Origin of the sequence: Rhizobium sp. 768_B6_N1_8 (assembly GCF_051811225.1) — a bacterium.
Classification (GTDB): Bacteria; Pseudomonadota; Alphaproteobacteria; order Rhizobiales; family Rhizobiaceae; genus Rhizobium.
Map to the genome: position 1 here is coordinate 1,849,397 of NZ_JBPWPV010000001.1, position 16,158 is coordinate 1,865,554.

The 16,158-nt window shown below is 60.0% G+C and carries 13 protein-coding genes and 1 pseudogene; 8 read left to right on the plus strand and 6 right to left on the minus strand.

Translation table 11 applies throughout. The features are described 5' to 3' along the window. Positions 1 to 136: 136 nt before the first annotated feature. Positions 137 to 1,510, minus strand: a complete 1,374-nt coding sequence (locus AB8B33_RS09390) for a class II 3-deoxy-7-phosphoheptulonate synthase (RefSeq protein WP_439017210.1) — start codon at positions 1,508 to 1,510, stop codon at positions 137 to 139. A 255-nt stretch (positions 1,511 to 1,765) separates the two neighbouring features. On the opposite strand from AB8B33_RS09390, the gene AB8B33_RS09395 reads away from it, so the two are divergent. Then, positions 1,766 to 3,049 carry a pilus assembly protein TadG-related protein gene (locus AB8B33_RS09395; RefSeq protein ID WP_439015139.1) on the plus strand — a complete coding sequence of 428 codons (1,284 nt, stop codon included), beginning with the start codon at positions 1,766 to 1,768 and terminating at the stop codon, positions 3,047 to 3,049. Positions 3,050 to 3,111: 62 nt separating this feature from the next. Here the strand turns inward: AB8B33_RS09395 and gor are convergent, their stop codons facing one another. From gor to rpiA, 3 genes are all read right to left on the minus strand, one after another. Continuing rightward, the gene (gor, locus tag AB8B33_RS09400; protein WP_439015140.1) at positions 3,112 to 4,497 is read right to left on the minus strand and encodes a glutathione-disulfide reductase; all 1,386 of its coding nucleotides are present in this window, start codon (positions 4,495 to 4,497) and stop codon (positions 3,112 to 3,114) included. A 108-nt stretch (positions 4,498 to 4,605) separates the two neighbouring features. After that, positions 4,606 to 5,178, minus strand: coding sequence for a DUF2059 domain-containing protein (locus AB8B33_RS09405; RefSeq protein WP_439015141.1), 573 nt, complete (start codon positions 5,176 to 5,178; stop codon positions 4,606 to 4,608). 17 nt (positions 5,179 to 5,195) lie between these two features. Next, on the minus strand, positions 5,196 to 5,894 hold the full coding sequence (gene rpiA / locus AB8B33_RS09410; RefSeq protein ID WP_113325577.1) for a ribose-5-phosphate isomerase RpiA: 699 nt from the start codon (positions 5,892 to 5,894) through the stop codon (positions 5,196 to 5,198). On the opposite strand from rpiA, the gene AB8B33_RS09415 reads away from it, so the two are divergent. Continuing rightward, on the plus strand, positions 5,844 to 6,092 hold the full coding sequence (locus AB8B33_RS09415) for a hypothetical protein (protein ID WP_167669466.1): 249 nt from the start codon (positions 5,844 to 5,846) through the stop codon (positions 6,090 to 6,092). The two genes, rpiA and AB8B33_RS09415, sit on opposite strands and share 51 nt — an antisense overlap. After that, a complete protein-coding gene (locus tag AB8B33_RS09420; protein ID WP_439015142.1) occupies positions 6,089 to 6,826 on the plus strand; it encodes an HAD family hydrolase in 738 nt (245 codons plus the stop codon). The genes AB8B33_RS09415 and AB8B33_RS09420 overlap by 4 nt, the downstream gene beginning before the upstream one ends. Before the next feature lie 129 nt (positions 6,827 to 6,955). On the opposite strand, the gene AB8B33_RS09425 is transcribed toward AB8B33_RS09420, so the two are convergent. After that, the gene (locus AB8B33_RS09425; RefSeq protein WP_439015143.1) at positions 6,956 to 8,854 is read right to left on the minus strand and encodes a L,D-transpeptidase family protein; all 1,899 of its coding nucleotides are present in this window, start codon (positions 8,852 to 8,854) and stop codon (positions 6,956 to 6,958) included. Between the two features lie 432 nt (positions 8,855 to 9,286). Between AB8B33_RS09425 and fumC the strand changes: the two genes are divergently transcribed. From fumC to AB8B33_RS09445, 4 genes and pseudogenes are all read left to right on the plus strand, one after another. Then, positions 9,287 to 10,678, plus strand: coding sequence for a class II fumarate hydratase (gene fumC, locus AB8B33_RS09430; protein ID WP_439015144.1), 1,392 nt, complete (start codon positions 9,287 to 9,289; stop codon positions 10,676 to 10,678). Positions 10,679 to 11,357: 679 nt separating this feature from the next. Further along, the gene (locus AB8B33_RS09435; RefSeq protein ID WP_439015145.1) at positions 11,358 to 11,975 is read left to right on the plus strand and encodes a cupin domain-containing protein; all 618 of its coding nucleotides are present in this window, start codon (positions 11,358 to 11,360) and stop codon (positions 11,973 to 11,975) included. A gap of 371 nt (positions 11,976 to 12,346) precedes the next feature. Beyond that, positions 12,347 to 12,472: pseudogene (locus AB8B33_RS09440) on the plus strand (IS481 family transposase); the annotation flags it as partial. A gap of 233 nt (positions 12,473 to 12,705) precedes the next feature. Next, positions 12,706 to 14,313 (plus strand): fumarate hydratase, encoded by a 1,608-nt coding sequence (locus AB8B33_RS09445; RefSeq protein WP_113323466.1) that lies wholly within the window; start codon positions 12,706 to 12,708, stop codon positions 14,311 to 14,313. Positions 14,314 to 14,328: 15 nt separating this feature from the next. Here the strand turns inward: AB8B33_RS09445 and AB8B33_RS09450 are convergent, their stop codons facing one another. Then, entirely contained in the window at positions 14,329 to 14,565 is a 237-nt protein-coding gene (locus AB8B33_RS09450) for a hypothetical protein (protein ID WP_113323467.1), read from the minus strand. Between the two features lie 364 nt (positions 14,566 to 14,929). On the opposite strand from AB8B33_RS09450, the gene AB8B33_RS09455 reads away from it, so the two are divergent. Next, entirely contained in the window at positions 14,930 to 16,000 is a 1,071-nt protein-coding gene (locus tag AB8B33_RS09455; RefSeq protein ID WP_113323468.1) for a GGDEF domain-containing protein, read from the plus strand. The last annotated feature ends 158 nt before the right edge of the window (positions 16,001 to 16,158 follow it).

Consider the following 16,158-nt stretch of genomic DNA (forward strand, 5'->3'; position numbering starts at 1 on the left):
TCGCCTTCCTCTTCGCAGTCGTCGTATTTCCGTGACAGGCACAGAGATGAGGGAGCGTGGATGAGCGCTTCTCCACAAACAAAAGGCCCGGCGCTGGGCCGGGCCTTTCAACTTAATTCGCTGCTCACTACTCGCCTTAAGCGTTGGCAGCCATCCGCTTCTCATCCCGGCCGCCTTTCATGCGCTCGGCCAGCAGGAATGCCAGCTCCAGTGCCTGGTCGGCGTTGAGGCGCGGGTCGCAATGGGTGTGGTAGCGGTCCTGCAGGTCCTCGGCTGTTACGGCGCGGGCGCCGCCGGTGCATTCGGTCACGTCCTTGCCGGTCATCTCGATGTGGATGCCGCCCGGATGCGTGCCCTCGGCGCGGTGGATCTGGAAGAAGCTTTCGACTTCCGAGAGGATCCGCTCGAAGGGGCGCGTCTTGTAGCTGTTGAGCGTGATCGTGTTGCCGTGCATCGGATCGCAGGACCAGACGACCTTCTTGCCCTCACGTTCGACGGCGCGGATGAGCTTCGGCAGGCTGTCGGCCACCTTGTCGTGGCCGAAGCGGCAGATCAGCGTCAGGCGGCCGGCTTCGTTGGCAGGGTTCAGCGCGTCGATCAGTTCGATCAGGTTGTCTGGCTGCAGCGACGGGCCGCACTTGAGACCAACAGGGTTCTTGATGCCGCGGAAATATTCCACATGCGCATGGTCGAGCTGGCGTGTGCGGTCGCCGATCCAGATCATATGGCCTGACGTCGCGTACCAGTCGCCCGAGGTGGAGTCGACGCGGGTCAGCGCTTCTTCATAGCCAAGCAGCAGCGCTTCGTGGCTGGTGAAGAAATCCGTCTCGCGCAGGCTCGGATTGTTGTCCGGGGTGATGCCGATCGCCTTCATGAAATCCATGGTTTCGCTGATGCGGTCGGCAAGCTTGCGGTAGCGCTCGCCCTGCGGGCTGTCCTTGACGAAGCCGAGCATCCACTTGTGCACGTTGTCGAGATTGGCATAGCCGCCCATCGCGAAGGCGCGCAGCAGGTTCAGCGTCGCGGCCGACTGGCGGTAAGCGTCGAGCTGGCGCTCCGGGCTCGGGATACGGGATTCCGGCGTGAATTCGATGCCGTTGACGATATCGCCGCGGTAGCTCGGCAGCGACACGCCGTTCTGCGTTTCCATCGGTGCCGAGCGCGGCTTGGCGAACTGGCCGGCGATGCGGCCAACCTTCACGACGGGAAGCTGGGCGCCAAAAGTCAGCACGACGGCCATCTGCAGGAAGGCGCGGAAGAAGTCTCTGATATTGTCGGCGCCATGCTCCAGGAAGCTCTCGGCGCAGTCGCCACCCTGCAGCAGGAAGGCATTGCCTTCGGCCACATTGGCAAGCGCGCTCTTCAGGCGGCGGGCTTCCCCGGCAAAAACGAGCGGCGGATAGGTGGAAAGCACGGCTTCCGTCGCGGCCAGCGCAGCCGCGTCAGGATATTCCGGAACCTGCTGGATTGGCTTGCTCCGCCAGCTGCTCGGGGTCCAATTCTGTGCCATGTCACTCATCTGCTTCCCCATCCAGTTTGCCCCGGATGCCTGCCCGTTAAAGAATGCGGCGGCTTATAAACCTTTCGGCTCCCCTTGCCTAGCGCATTCGGCGCCCCGGGAGAGTTTCGATCGGCGGCTCGCAGCGTCACTCTGGCTGCGCCAATATGACATCGAAACTGGCGTTAAGACGATATATACCATGCTATTTTCCGGCTAATTTAGATTTCGAATGTACAGAATACCCTAATAAAATAGGGGTTCAGCATGGGTATCCTTTCGTCCGCTTTCCTTTCGGACCGGTCTGGCAATTTCGGCATCATGACGGCACTGCTGATGGTGCCGCTGGTCGGCTCTGCCGGTCTGGCGCTGGACTATGCCCATGCGCTGAGCCTGCGCACCCAGCTCTATGCCGCCGCTGATGCCGCAGCCGTCGGCGCCGTTTCCGAAAAATCGGATGCGGTGGCAGCCGCCATGACCATGAAGGGCAACGGCACCATCTCCGTTGCCAAGACGGATGCCCGCAGCATCTTCTTTTCACAGATGTCCGGTGAACTGACCTCGGTGCCTGTAGAGCTCAGCATCGATGTCACCAAGACGGCAAACAAGATCAATTCGTTCGTCTCCTTCAGCGCCTCCGTGCCCACCACCTTCATGCATGTCCTCGGCCAGGACTCGATCACCATATCGGGCACGGCGACGGCGGAATATCAGACCGCCTCCTTCATGGATTTCTACATCCTGCTCGATAATACGCCATCTATGGGTGTCGCCGCGACCCCGACCGATGTTTCCAAGCTGGAGGCCAAGACCGGCTGCGCCTTTGCCTGCCACCAGATGGACCAGGCCAGCAATAATTACACGATCGCCAAGAGCCTCGGCGTCGCCATGCGCATCGATGTGGTGCGCCAGGCAACCCAGGCGCTGACCGACACGGCCAAGACCGAGCGCGTCAGTGCCGATCAGTTCCGCATGGGCGTCTACACCTTCGGCACCAAGGCCGAGGATGCCAAGCTGACGACGATATCAGGCCTCACCTCGGATCTGACGCAGGTGAAGAACTATACCAACGCCGTCGACCTGATGACCATTCCCTATCAGAACTACAATCAGGACCAGCTCACCAGCTTCGACAGCGCCATGACGCAGATGAACACCATCATCGATCCGGCCGGCGACGGAACGTCGAATACCAAACCGGAAAAGATCCTGTTCTTCGTCTCCGATGGCGTCGGCGACAGCAACAAGCCCTCGACCTGCACGAAGAAGACGACCGGCGGCCGCTGCCAGGAGCCGATCGACACGTCCTTCTGCAAGCCGCTGAAGGATCGCGGCGTCAAGATCGCCGTGCTCTACACCACCTACCTGCCGCTGCCGAGCAACGCTTGGTACAATACCTGGATCAAGCCCTTCCAGAACGAGATACCTACGCGCATGGCCGCCTGCGCCTCGCCCGGCCTCTATTTCGAGGTGTCGCCGACCGAAGGCATTGCCGATGCCATGAAGGCACTGTTCCTGAAGGTCATCCGCGCGCCGCGGCTAACCAGCTAACCACCCTCACCTGCCGCTCGTGCGGCAGGCGTCACTCCAGAGGAAGCGATCAGACGCCCAGATTAAACGCGTTGGCCGTCACGGATACGGTAGCTCGGCGCATACATGGTCACCAGCTCTTCGGCAGCCGTCGGGTGCAGCGCCATGGTGCGGTCGAAATCATCCTTGGTGCAGCCGGCCTTCAGCGTGATGCCGAGGATCTGCGCCATCTCGCCGGCGTCGTGGCCGAGGATATGGGCGCCAACAACCTTGCGGCCTGCGGCATCGACGATCAGCTTCATCATCATCTTTTCGGCCCGGCCCGAAAGTGTGGCCTTCAGCGGCCGGAACTGGGCGCGGTAGACTTCCAGCTCCTTGTAGCGCTTGCCCGCCTCTTCCTCGGAAAGGCCGACCGTGCCGATCTCCGGCTGCGAGAACACCGCCGTCGGGATCAGGTCGTAATCCGGCTTGGTCGGATTGTTCTTGTATTCCGTCTCGATGAAGCACATGGCCTCATGGATCGCCACCGGCGTCAGCTGTACCCGGTCGGTGACATCGCCGAGCGCATAGATACCGTCGACATTGGTACGCGAATAGTCGTCGACAATGATGGCGCCGCGCTCGTTCAGCGCAACACCCGCCTTTTCGAGCCCGAGCCCTTTCGTATTCGGATCGCGGCCGAGCGCCAGCATGACGACACCGGCGTTGAGCGTGCCGTTCTTCAGCGTCTCGATGACGAGGCCGTCTTCGCCCTTCGTCACTTTCTGCATCACGTCCTGGCAGAGGATGCGGATGCCCTTGGCAGCCATCGCCTCATGCAGCCCGCGCCGCAGGTCTTCGTCGAAGCGCGAAAGGATTTCGGTGCCGCGGTAGATCAGCGTCGTCTCGACGCCAAGTCCGTGGAAGATATTCGCAAATTCGACGGCGATGTAGCCGCCGCCGGCAATCAGGATCAATTTCGGCAGTTCTTCCAGATGGAAAGCCTCGTTGGAGGAAATGCAGAGCTCGTGGCCGGGCAGTGCCTCATGCGGGTTCGGCCTGCCGCCGGTCGCAATCACGATGGTCTTGGCGGTGACCGTTTCGCCTGTTTTCAGCAGCCTGATCGTATGCGCATCGACAAGTTCGGCGCGCGTCTCCAGGATCTCGGCATTGGCGCCGGCAAGTCCCTTCTTGTAGAGCCCTTCCAGCCGCGCGATCTCGCCATCCTTGGCGGCGATCAGCTTCTTCCAATCGAACGAGCTTTCGCCGACCGTCCAGCCGAAGCCGGCTGCATCCTCGAAATGCTCGTGGAACTGCGAGGCATAAACGAAGAGCTTCTTCGGCACGCAGCCGCGGATCACGCAGGTGCCGCCATAGCGGTATTCCTCGGCGATCGCCACCTTCTTGCCGAGCGAGGCCGCGACGCGCGCGCTGCGCACGCCACCCGAACCGCCGCCGATGACGAAGAGGTCGTAGTCGAAGGAAGGCATGATGATCTCCGGAGGGAATCGCTGGATGGGTGGTTCACATATAGGAGGGAGGATTAGAAAAACAAAAGCCCGGACGATGCCGGGCTTTTGCGAAAGGTGAAGGCGGCCTTACGGCTTGGCCGGTGCCGGTGCTGCGGTCGGAGCCGGCGTCGCCGGGCTGTCGGTCGCCGGCGGCGGAGCCTTGATGACCTTGGAGAGCTGGACATTGCTCTGCTTTTCGAGGTCGCGGGAAATGCCCTGCGCCCAGATGTCGGCAGCCTTGGCGGTTTCGCGCGAGGCAACCGGGCCGTCGCGCAGCAGCTTCTTGCCGACGTCGGAATTGTAGAAGTCGGCAATCGCCTTAAGCTCTTCGACCGAGAAGGCCTTGGCATAGGTCAGAGCCGCTTCCTTCTCGAGGTCGGCACGGCGCGGTGCCAGAGCCAGCGCCTGCGCATCGACGGTCGCGGAGATGACATCCTGATAGTTCGGCGAATCCTGGATGAGGCCGGCCTTCAGACGCTCGGCCAGACCCGGCAGGATGTTGTCATACTGGGTGGTTGCGCCGATGGCATCCATGGCTGCGCGGGCAGCCTTCAGCTGCTCTTCGGACACTTCCTGCGCTCTTGCGGCAGAGCCAAAGGCAAGCCCGGAAAGAACGATGGTCGCAGCGGCAAGACGGCCAAGACCTGCAATGTTCATCATGAGTTTCTATGCTCCTGTTATCTGTTTGCCTGCAGCGTGCGGGCGCCTGCAGGACCGGCAATGATCGCAAGCGCCGCCATGTTGATGAAAAGCCCGTGCTCCACGACACCGGGTATGGAATTCAGTTCCCTCGAAAGCGCCTCTGCATCAGGAATGCGGCCAAAAGATGCATCGATGATGTGATGTCCTCCGTCAGTCGTAAAGTCTCCGTCGCCGGACTGACGCAGTGTCAGTTCGCCGGAGAGACCAAGGCGCGAGGCGGTCCTTTCGATCGCGATGCGCGTCGAAACGAGGCCGAAGGGATTGACCTCGATCGGCAATGCGAAAGCGCCGAGCGTCTGCACCAGCTTGCTTTCGTCGGCAATGACGATCATCCGAGTCGAGGCTGCGGCGACGATCTTTTCGCGCAACAGCGCACCGCCCCCACCCTTGATGAGCCGCAAGTCTGCATCGACTTCGTCGGCCCCGTCGATGGTGAGATCCAGTTGCGGCAGCTCATCCAGCGATTTCAGGGGAACGCCGAGTTCGACGCAGAGCCGCGCGGTGCGCTCGGACGTCGGAACGCCTTCGACCTTGAAACCGGCTGCAACCTTTTCAGCGAGCACGCGAACGAATTCCTCCGCCGTGCTTCCGGTCCCGATTCCAAGACGCATGCCGTACTCAACATGGACAAGCGCGGCCTCAGCGGCCTTGATCTTCATTTCGCGGGCATCCATGCGCCGCCAGCTCCTGATATTGCGTTGGATGTGCTGTTTACACGGCTCGTATTGCAAACGAAAGCCAAAATCATCGTCCTGCGATTGAAAGCCACGCGTTTCGGCTGCGACTTTTCTATCAGCCGTCCTGGCGTTGCTTTTCGCCTGTTCATCGCCTACTCCCGGATGATCCTACCCTGCAAAGAGGCATCACTTTGACCCCCGCTCCCGAAAATGCCCGCCAAGCTCTTCCCCAGAATAGGGCCCTTGTTGTCTTCGATCTCGACGGTACGCTGCTCGACACCCATGTCGATCTGGTCGAAAGCCTGAACTACACGATCGCAGCGCTCAATCTTGAGCCCGTCACCTATGACGACCTGACGCATCTGGTCGGCCAGGGCGCCCGTGTGATGATCGAGCGCGCCTGCAAGCTGCAGGGCCGCCCGATCTCGCAGGAAGAGCTGCCGGCACTGGTGGAGCGTTTCGTGGCCCATTATAGCGCAAACATGCCGGGCCATACCGAGCCCTACCCCGGTCTCGTCGCCGCGATGGATAGCCTGAAGGCATCGGGCTATGCGCTCGCCGTCTGCACCAACAAGATGGAAGGGCTCGCGACCGTACTCCTGGAGAAGCTCGGGCTGACGCATTATTTCGACGCGATCACCGGCGGTGATACGTTCGAATACCGCAAGCCCGACGCGCGGCATCTGACCGGCACGATTGAACGCGCCGGCGGCGATGTTGCCCGCGCCGTGATGATCGGTGACAGTGTCAATGATATTGCTGTGGCGAAGAATGCCGGTGTGCCGGCGATCGCTGTACCCTTCGGCTATTCGGATGTGCCGGTGTCGAGCCTCGATCCTGACGTGATCATCACGCATTTCGATGAACTGACGCCGGAACTGGTGGAGAGTCTGCTGAACGGTTCTGCGGCGAAGGTTGCTATTGTCTGAGGGTTGGCGATCGGGTTGATGCATCTGCAGTCACGACCCCTCTCCTCATATTTCCCGTAGGCAAACACCCAAAAACAAAACGGGCGACCCAAAGACCGCCCGTTCAAATTACCAGTCAAACGCTTGGCGTCAGATCTGCGCCTCACGCGACTTCGTCGTCACATCGAATGCCTTGTCGACATAGGCATCGCGGCCATAGACGTCGTCGAAATACTCGATCACGCCATCCTTGTTCGGCCATGCCGTGAAATAGGACACATAGACCGGGATCTTCTGCGGCACCTTCACCGCATGGTTCTGGCCTGTCGCAATCTGCTTCGCCACATCATCCACCGTCGTGCCGAGAACGGCGGCCGCCATGGCGCGCGGGTCTGCAAGGCGCACGCAACCGTGGCTCAGCGCACGCATGTCGCGCTTGAAGAAGCTCTTCGAGGGCGTGTCGTGCATGTAGATGGCATGGCTGTTCGGGAACAGGATCTTCAGTTCACCCAGCGCATTGTCGCTGCTGGGCGGCTGGCGGACCGAGATGTTCTGCGTCGAGCCATACCAATCGACGCTGGAAGACGGAACGGCACGGCCGCCGACTTCGACCTCGTAGCCCATCTGGTCCAGATAGTTCGGGTCGGAGCGCAGCTTCGGCAGCATCTCGTTGATGATGATCGACTGCGGCACGCCCCAGAACGGGTTGAACTCGACCGTCTCGATTTCGTCGTCGAAGAAATAGGTCTGGTTGTTCTTGCCGCCGACGACCGTGCGCATCGCGAGCTGCTGCTTGGAGTCGTTATAGTAGTAGGCCATGAAGGCCGGCTGGTTGATCATCACATAGCGCGGGCCGAGATCATCAGGCAACCAGCGCGCCTGCTCCATGGCAACGACGAGCTTGTCGATCTTGGAGCCGTTGCTGTCGCCGCCGGTCATGGTGCGCACGGTCGCCTGGCCGATGACACCATCAGGCTTCAGGCCATGTTCCTTCTGGAAGTCCTCGACCAGTGACACGATCTCGGGCGAATAATCGCTGCTGCCGGTATAGGCCGAGAAGGTGGCAGCATGTGCTGTCTTCAGCTCTTCCGAACCATTCTTCTGGATCGCCTTGACGATGTTGGCGACTTCCAGCGAGCTGTCGCCCGGGTGCAGCAGGGAAGTGAGCGAAATGGTGATCGGCGCTTCATTGCCGCCGTCGGCGGCGCGCAGCTTGGCAAGCTCGGCCTTCAGCGCCAGGAACTGCGTGCTGTCGGGGTTGCGGCTGTTGAGATAGGCAGCGACGTCAGGGCTCATGCGGGAGAGCTTCAGCACCGGATCGAGCTTGACGACCTTGCGCTGGAAATCATGGTAGCCGGAGAGCTTGTTGGGGTCGACGCGGCCGCGCGTCGTGTCCTGCACATAGGCAAGAACCTTGGAGGAAAGCGCCAGTTCGAACTGCGTCAGTGCCCGGTCGCGGACATCGGGATCCGGATTGGCCGGATCGATGGTCGGTTCGGACACGGCATAATCGGCCGGATCGAGGCCGACGCTTGCAGCATCGGCGAGCACGCTGAGGGCCGCCTTGCCGTGATCATTAATGCCATCGTTGGAAACCCAGACCAGCGGGTTCTTGCCGTCACCGTAATAGGCCTGCAGGGCCTTGGCGACATCGGCATTGGCGCGAACCTTGGCTTCCGTCAGGAAGTGGCGCTGTGGAGCACCGTCGGTCGTGGCCGCGCCCGAGACGTCGGCGACCGCGCCGGTGACAACAGGATCGGCAAACTTCGTCGTATCGACGAACTGCAGCGTTTCAGCCTTGTACGTGTAGTAGCGCGGGCTGGAAACCTTCGGCATCGCGGCTTCCGGATCGATATCGCCGCCAAGGCCGTTACGATTGCCGGGATTGCCGCGAACCGGAGCCGAAGGGTCCATGATGATCGTGCTCTGGCCGCTTCTTGCCCGGTCGCCGCGCAACATGTCCATCAGCGTATAGGCATGCGCAGGAACCGCGCCCATCACGCAGGAAAGTGCCAATGCGGAAACCGCGCTTTTCAAAACGAATTTCATCTTGTTTTCCAGTCCCAGTACCATGCTGTTGTCGAGCAAAAAGGCTCTGATCAATTCTTCCAGAATTTCCCCGGCAGCTGCGGCCCATTCATCAGAAATCGGACTGCGCTGCCAGCGCTTTCAGGCTCAACTTTGTGTGACGGGGTCGAACGCAAGCGCCGTGCGCCAGTTCACACAAAATTATGAAATTATTAGTTAATTTTTTACCGAATTTTCCACCGTGAGAAAGGGCACTTTCTGCCACTCTTTGCATTAATTTCCCGGCGTGGCCGAAAAAACACGGCCATATAGCGCCTGAATGGCGATGCAAAACATGAGATCCGTCTTCAATATTTCGCATAAGCTCCGGTTTTCTTGAAAAGCTTTCCACCCTATAAGTCCCTCATCTTCAAAGACTGCTCTTAACAGCATGTGACAGGAAGGCACGAAGCCATGAGTTCCACCCGCACCGAAACCGATACATTTGGCCCGATCGAAGTCGCCAGCGACCGTTACTGGGGCGCGCAGGCGCAGCGTTCGCTCGGCAATTTCAAGATCGGCTGGGAAAAGCAGCCGCTCTCGATCGTGCGGGCGCTCGGCATCGTCAAGCAGGCGGCGGCGCGTGCCAACATGGCGCTCGGCCAGCTCGATTCCAACATCGGCAAGTCCATCGTGGATGCCGCCCAGGAAGTGATCGACGGCAAGCTGAACGACCATTTCCCGCTGGTCGTCTGGCAGACCGGTTCCGGCACGCAATCCAACATGAACGCCAATGAGGTGATCTCCAATCGTGCCATAGAAATGCTCGGCGGGGTCATGGGTTCCAAGAAGCCGGTGCACCCGAACGATCACGTTAATATGAGCCAGTCGTCGAACGATACCTACCCGACGGCCATGCACATCGCTTGCGCCGAACAGATCGCCCATCACCTGCTGCCTTCGCTGAAGCACCTGCATGCCGCCCTCGACATGAAGGTCACGGAATTCAGCCACATCATCAAAATCGGGCGCACGCATACGCAGGATGCGACGCCGCTGACGCTGGGCCAGGAATTTTCCGGTTATGCCGCGCAGGTGGGCTCCGCCATTAAGCGTATCGAAATGACCCTGCCCGGCCTTTGCGAACTCGCCCAGGGCGGCACCGCCGTCGGCACCGGTCTCAACGCGCCGGTCGGTTTTGCCGAAAAGGTCGCCGAAGAGATCGCCGCCATCACCCACATGCCCTTCGTGACGGCGCCGAACAAGTTCGAGGCGCTCGCCTCGCATGATTCGATGGTCTTCGCCCATGGCGCGATCAACGCGGCAGCGGCTGCCCTCTTCAAGATCGCCAACGACATCCGCCTTCTCGGCTCCGGCCCGCGCGCCGGCCTCGGCGAACTGGCGCTGCCTGAAAACGAGCCCGGCTCCTCGATCATGCCCGGCAAGGTGAACCCCACCCAGTGCGAGGCGCTCACACAAGTCTGCATCCATGTCTTCGGCAACCACGCGGCCCTCACCTTTGCCGACAGCCAGGGCCATTTCGAGCTCAACGTCTACAATCCGATGATGGCCTATAACTTCCTGCAGTCGGTGCAGCTTCTCGGCGATGCAGCCGTCTCCTTCACCGACAATTGCGTCGTCGGCATCGAGGCCCGCGAAGACAATATCAAGGCCGGCCTCGAACGCTCGCTGATGCTGGTGACCGCCCTTGCCCCCAAGATCGGCTACGATGCCGCCGCCAAGATCGCCAAGACGGCACACAAGAATGGTACGACGCTGAAGGAAGAGGCGCTAGCGAGTGGGCTGGTGACATCGGAGGAATATGACGCGATCGTGCGCCCGGAGACGATGATCAGCCCGATGTGAGCCGATCGCCGATAATATAGTGAAAGGGCCGGCTCTGCCCCAGCCCCTGACCTAAATGTGGAATCGCTCAAGCTTTACAGATCTCACATTTTTGAACCACGACCTCTTTTGGTCCCGAAGCCTCCCCACATCCCACGATCCGGAAGGACCGCAATGGGTGGAACCATGCCATCCAACCAACCACCTCGTAACGTCGGGACTGCATGCACGGGCAGCCCACTCGGCTCCAATGCTACGCATTCGGGCAGGCGGAGCGGCGTCGCGATCCATTTCATGGCTTCAGGCGAAGAGCGGAGAACCGGCCATGCGTATAGATTTCGATCACACGCCTCCCACCATCCGATCATTTCTCAAATCTGCCGAAATTTTGCGAACGGAGCCGTTCTGGACATGGTCCCTCAGCCTCCAAACTGTGGTAGAATGACTTATCGGAAATGCAATCGAAGGGGGAATCCGCATGGATATGCGGGCGGGTTAGGTGTTTGCCATCAACGGCGCGATTGCCGCTCGTCACTTCTCCACGACATTCGAGCAACGATATTTGCGCTTCTTGCGGCCATCGCCATGCCTTGACAGTGAGAGACTGGAGGGCGGCGCATCGCCTACGGTCGCCTGATTGCAGGACATCGCACTCACCGTCGAGCGGCCCGCCAACGAAGCATCAGTAGGAGGACCAACCATGAAGCTGCGATTCCTCAGCGTACGCCATATCGGCGCGCTTATGATTTCCCTATCTGCTTTCGGGCTGATGACTTCAGCCACATTGTCCGAAGAAAACAAGTTCTTCATCAAGCCGGTGGCTGAGAAGAAGGTCACAGAGCTGCCGTCTGGGCCATTGTACTGGCGGCTGGAGAATTTCCCGACGCTGAAGGATGCCCAGGGCGCGGCGGGTCCGACCTCGCTTGCGGCGGAAGTTGCGGACAAGATCTGGCTGTTCACGCTCGGACCGAAGAATGGATCCACAACAGGCGGAACCAAGGTCGTCGAGATCGGCCCCCTTCCGCCGATCAGCGCGAGCGAGTATTTGCTGCGCGTCAATCGCGCTGGCGGAGCGCCCGGCACTAAGACGCCAATCCATACGCATCCGGGATCCGAGGCATTCTATGTGCTGACTGGCAAGCTCGGTCAGAAAACGCCCCACGGCGTGACCTATACTGAAGCCGGCATGACCATGACCGGACACGGGGCCGATACGCCGATGGAGGTGTTCAACGCCGGCACAACCGATCTCGATGAGCTGGCCATCTTCGTGGTGGACGCCAATCGGCCGTTTTCCTCGCCGGCCAGCCTCGACTGAGCGACGTGACGATGGCCAAGGCAGCTAGTTTTCCCCAGGCTGTAGCAATCGCCCGTGAGGCTCATTGAATAGCCATCCTGACGTTGCATCTCGCATCGCATGTAGGCTGCCTGGTCACCGTCGAGCGGCGACATTCAGAGACCCCAGTCGGGCCACCCGCAAGCTCACAAAGCTATGGCGGCCCGATCAAGCAGCATCGGTCACTGGCCATGCGGCGCTGGCAGATCAGACCGCCGGGGTATGCGGGCGGCGGGATTGCTTGAAGCCGGCCAAGGCAGCATATCAAGGACATACCAAGGCGAACTTGCAATCCAATGTCCTATACGAGTCCGAGAGCGGATACTGGCTGTTTCTGGGATAGCTTCTGCTTCTGGCGCGTGCCTAATGCCTTCAGAACCGAATATCTCGCCATCCGACCACTCCAGCAGGACGGCCTCTACAGCGTCTTCTTCGGTGCAACTCAGGTCGCAGAAATCGACCTTAAAAGCCCCGACTGACTGTCAGGCTGTCTCCGAACATCCGTCAGGTATGTCTGCGGGCTTTACAACAAGGCCGAGGATGACGCCGCGTGAACAAGAGACCTCTCGCCTCGACACGTCGCCGTCAATTCTCAGAAACGCCACTCCTGCCGCGGCATTTTTGACAACAATCCGGCGCCTTCCGCGATTGCTTTTACCCCCAGCCAGTTTTAGACCGGTTCCAAAAATATCCCACCAGAAAGGTCACTTCGATGGCTGACGATCTCTTCCCCCTCGGCGCCGACACCACCCCTTACCGCAAGATCAGCAGCGACTATGTCTCGGTCGACAGCTTCAAGGGTCAGGAGATTCTGACGGTCGACCCTGAGGGCATCCGCCTGCTCGCCGAAACCGCCTTTGCCGACATCAACCATCTGCTGCGCCCCGGCCATCTGAAGCAGCTCGCCTCGATCCTCGACGATCCGGAAGCGACCGACAATGACCGTTTCGTTGCCTACGACCTCTTGAAGAATGCCAATATCGCCGCCGGTGGTGTGCTGCCCATGTGCCAGGATACGGGCACGGCGATCATCATGGGCAAGAAGGGCCGTCGCGTGTGGACCGAAGGCGGCGATACGGCTGCTCTCTCTAAGGGCGTGCTCGACGCCTATGAAAAGAAGAACCTGCGCTATTCGCAACTCGCTCCCATCAAGATGTTCGAGGAAAAGAACACCAAGAACAATCTGCCGGCGCAGATCGATATCTATGAGGAAGGCACCGACAGCTACGACTTCCTCTTCGTCGCCAAGGGCGGCGGCTCGGCTAACAAGACCTTCCTCTTCCAGGGCACGCCCTCGCTCCTGTCGCATGACCGCATGCTGGACTTCCTCAAGGAGAAGATCCTCACCTTGGGTACGGCAGCCTGTCCCCCCTACCATTTGGCAATCGTCATCGGTGGCACCTCGGCCGAGATGAACCTGAAGACCGTCAAGCTCGCCTCCACCCGCTACCTCGACGAGCTGCCGACCGAAGGCTCCGAAAATGGACACGCCTTCCGCGACATCGAGATGGAAAAGGAGATCCACAAGCTGACGCAGAGCCTCGGCGTCGGCGCCCAGTTCGGCGGCAAGTATTTCTGTCATGACGTGCGCGTCATCCGCCTGCCCCGCCATGGTGCCTCGCTGCCGATCGGCCTCGGCGTCTCCTGTTCCGCCGACCGCCAGGCCAAGGGCAAGATCACCCGCGACGGCATCTTCATCGAGCAGCTGGAAACCGATCCGTCCAAGTACATGCCCGACATCGACGAGGCGAAGCTGTCCGAATCCGTCGTGCGTGTCGATCTGAACCAGCCGATGGCCGATATTCTCGCCGAGCTTTCAAAGCATCCGGTCAAGACGCGCCTGTCGCTATCGGGCACGATCATCGTCGCCCGCGACCTTGCACATGCAAAGATCCGCGAACGGCTCGAAAAGGGCGAAGGCATGCCGGACTATATGAAGAATCACCCGGTCTATTATGCCGGCCCGGCCAAGACGCCCGCCGGTTACGCGTCCGGCTCCTTCGGCCCGACGACCGCCGGCCGCATGGATTCCTATGTCGACCAGTTCCAGTCCTTCGGCGGCTCCATGGTGATGCTCGCCAAGGGCAACCGCTCACGCGCCGTGCGCGAAGCCTGCAAGAAGCATCAGGGCTTCTATCTCGGTTCCATCGGCGGCCCGGCCGCCCGCCTGGCGCAGGACTGCATCCGCAAGGTCGATGTGCTGGAATATCCCGAACTCGGCATGGAAGCGGTCTGGAAGATAGAGGTGGAAGACTTCCCGGCCTTCATCGTCATCGACGACAAGGGCAACGACTTCTTCCAGGAACTGAACCTCGGCTGAGACTAAGGCTGCTAGCTATCGCACAGAGGCCGTCTCGGCCGGATCGATATGGGCCGCCGTCATGGGCTGGATTACGGGTCTTTCCATGGCGGCGATATCGGATGCGCTGAGAATATCCTCCGCCTTTACGCTGGCGAGGATATCCGTGCTGAAGATGCCGTTGAAGAAGCCGGTCTGCTGTAAGAGAAAAGCGCAGCCGGCAATGATGGCGAGCGCAAGTATGGCGGGAGAAGTGTGGCGAGGCGATTCCATAATCTCATGCCTTCGACAGGGGACCGCGATCCGATCCCCATAAATCCGGTCTCTTGAGACAGAATCTGTCGCCTCGCCCTGCCCGCCAGTAGACCAGACCAAAGATACCGACCGTCAACAAAACGAAAACAATTCCTGAAAAGAGAAAACGATTGAACTTTTTTGGGGCACCTCGCGCATAAGAGGTGTCTCCGTTACAGTCGAACTTACAAATATTTCAGAAAAATCATAGGGCTGATCGTAGTATTGATCCCCATCAAACTTATCGTATGTAATCTTTGGTATATGTCGCTTTAATCATTTCCCAAGAAATCTAAGATAACAAATAGAAGATTGCTTAAGAATTGGATGAGGAGTTGCCGGAATGAATACGGCCGTTGCGCCCAAGGTGCAGGTTCCCGATGTGGCGGGTCAGATCACCTATGCCATGCGCTCCATGGGCGTTGCACCAATTCCCCGCAACTACGAACTCTTCTACGAAGCCTATATTGGCTCCAACCCGGCGCTCACCCGTGACCTTGCTGCGCTCGGCAGCCAGGCGACGCAGGCCGAGCTCGACGCTCTCGGCACCCAGCATTGCTCCCACACTGCACCAGCCAAGATCTTCGATGATGCCCACAGCCGCATTGCCGGCGAGTTGGAAGGCCTGCTGCGCGTGCTGCGCCAGGAGCAGACCTCGCTCGAAAGCTATAACCGGCTGCTGAACGAAACCTGCAAGCGCATCAGTTCCAAGAGCACGACGAGCGCCGATCTCATCGAAAACGCCATCGACCTGCTCACCCAGGCAACCGGCGATACGATCACCCATGGCGAAAAGACCGTAGAAGACATGGTGCAGCGCTCGCAGGAGATGGATCAGGTCCGTAAGGAACTCGACGAATACAAGCGCATCGCCAATACCGACTCGCTGACACGCCTGTCCAACCGCCGCGCCTTCGACGACCGGCTGGCCGCCGTCTTCAATAATCCGGCGTTGCGTCCGGTCACCGCCCTGCTCTTGGCCGACATCGACAATTTCAAGAAGATCAACGATACCTACGGCCATCCGGTCGGCGACAAGGTTCTGGCGACGGTCGCCTCCGTCATCCGCACCAATGTCCGGCGCGATGTTTTCGTCGCCCGCACCGGCGGCGAGGAATTCGCGCTCATCATCGACGGCAACACGCTGGACGAAGTGACGGCGGTCGCCGAGCGCATTCGCCGGACGCTGGAATCCACCCCCTTCAAGAATTCCCGCACCCGCGTCAATTACGGCCCGGTCACGGTCTCCATCGGCATCTGCATGGCCTCGCACGCCGACGATGCCGGCGAGCTCTACTCCAAGAGCGATATCGCGCTTTACAGCGCGAAAAACGCCGGCCGCAACTGCACCGTCGTCTATGAGGACGGCATGCAGAAAGAATTCACCAAGAGCTGGCTGATCTACAAGTCCTGATCCCTGGGTCTGGACTTTAGTCCTGATCCCTGGGTCTGGACTTTAGTCCTGATCCCCTGGGGCTGGCCTCTGACCGGATCCCAAGGTTTTTCGGAAATACTTCCGGAAATACAGAGAAACTGGAACAAATCCCTTTAGCGGCCGGAAACGGCCACTTT

Excerpts from the sequence above, each read along its gene's own strand:
- AB8B33_RS09450 (WP_113323467.1), bottom strand. The coding sequence starts at position 14,565 with ATGGAATCGCCTCGCCACACTTCTCCCGCCATACTTGCGCTCGCCATC.
- AB8B33_RS09425 (WP_439015143.1), bottom strand. The coding sequence starts at position 8,854 with ATGAAATTCGTTTTGAAAAGCGCGGTTTCCGCATTGGCACTTTCCTGC.
- rpiA (WP_113325577.1), bottom strand. The coding sequence starts at position 5,894 with ATGGATGCCCGCGAAATGAAGATCAAGGCCGCTGAGGCCGCGCTTGTC.
- AB8B33_RS09390 (WP_439017210.1), bottom strand. The coding sequence starts at position 1,510 with ATGGCACAGAATTGGACCCCGAGCAGCTGGCGGAGCAAGCCAATCCAG.
- AB8B33_RS09415 (WP_167669466.1), top strand. The coding sequence starts at position 5,844 with ATGGACAAGCGCGGCCTCAGCGGCCTTGATCTTCATTTCGCGGGCATC.
- fumC (WP_439015144.1), top strand. The coding sequence starts at position 9,287 with ATGAGTTCCACCCGCACCGAAACCGATACATTTGGCCCGATCGAAGTC.
- AB8B33_RS09405 (WP_439015141.1), bottom strand. The coding sequence starts at position 5,178 with ATGATGAACATTGCAGGTCTTGGCCGTCTTGCCGCTGCGACCATCGTT.
- gor (WP_439015140.1), bottom strand. The coding sequence starts at position 4,497 with ATGCCTTCCTTCGACTACGACCTCTTCGTCATCGGCGGCGGTTCGGGT.
- AB8B33_RS09445 (WP_113323466.1), top strand. The coding sequence starts at position 12,706 with ATGGCTGACGATCTCTTCCCCCTCGGCGCCGACACCACCCCTTACCGC.
- AB8B33_RS09395 (WP_439015139.1), top strand. The coding sequence starts at position 1,766 with ATGGGTATCCTTTCGTCCGCTTTCCTTTCGGACCGGTCTGGCAATTTC.
- AB8B33_RS09455 (WP_113323468.1), top strand. The coding sequence starts at position 14,930 with ATGAATACGGCCGTTGCGCCCAAGGTGCAGGTTCCCGATGTGGCGGGT.
- AB8B33_RS09435 (WP_439015145.1), top strand. The coding sequence starts at position 11,358 with ATGAAGCTGCGATTCCTCAGCGTACGCCATATCGGCGCGCTTATGATT.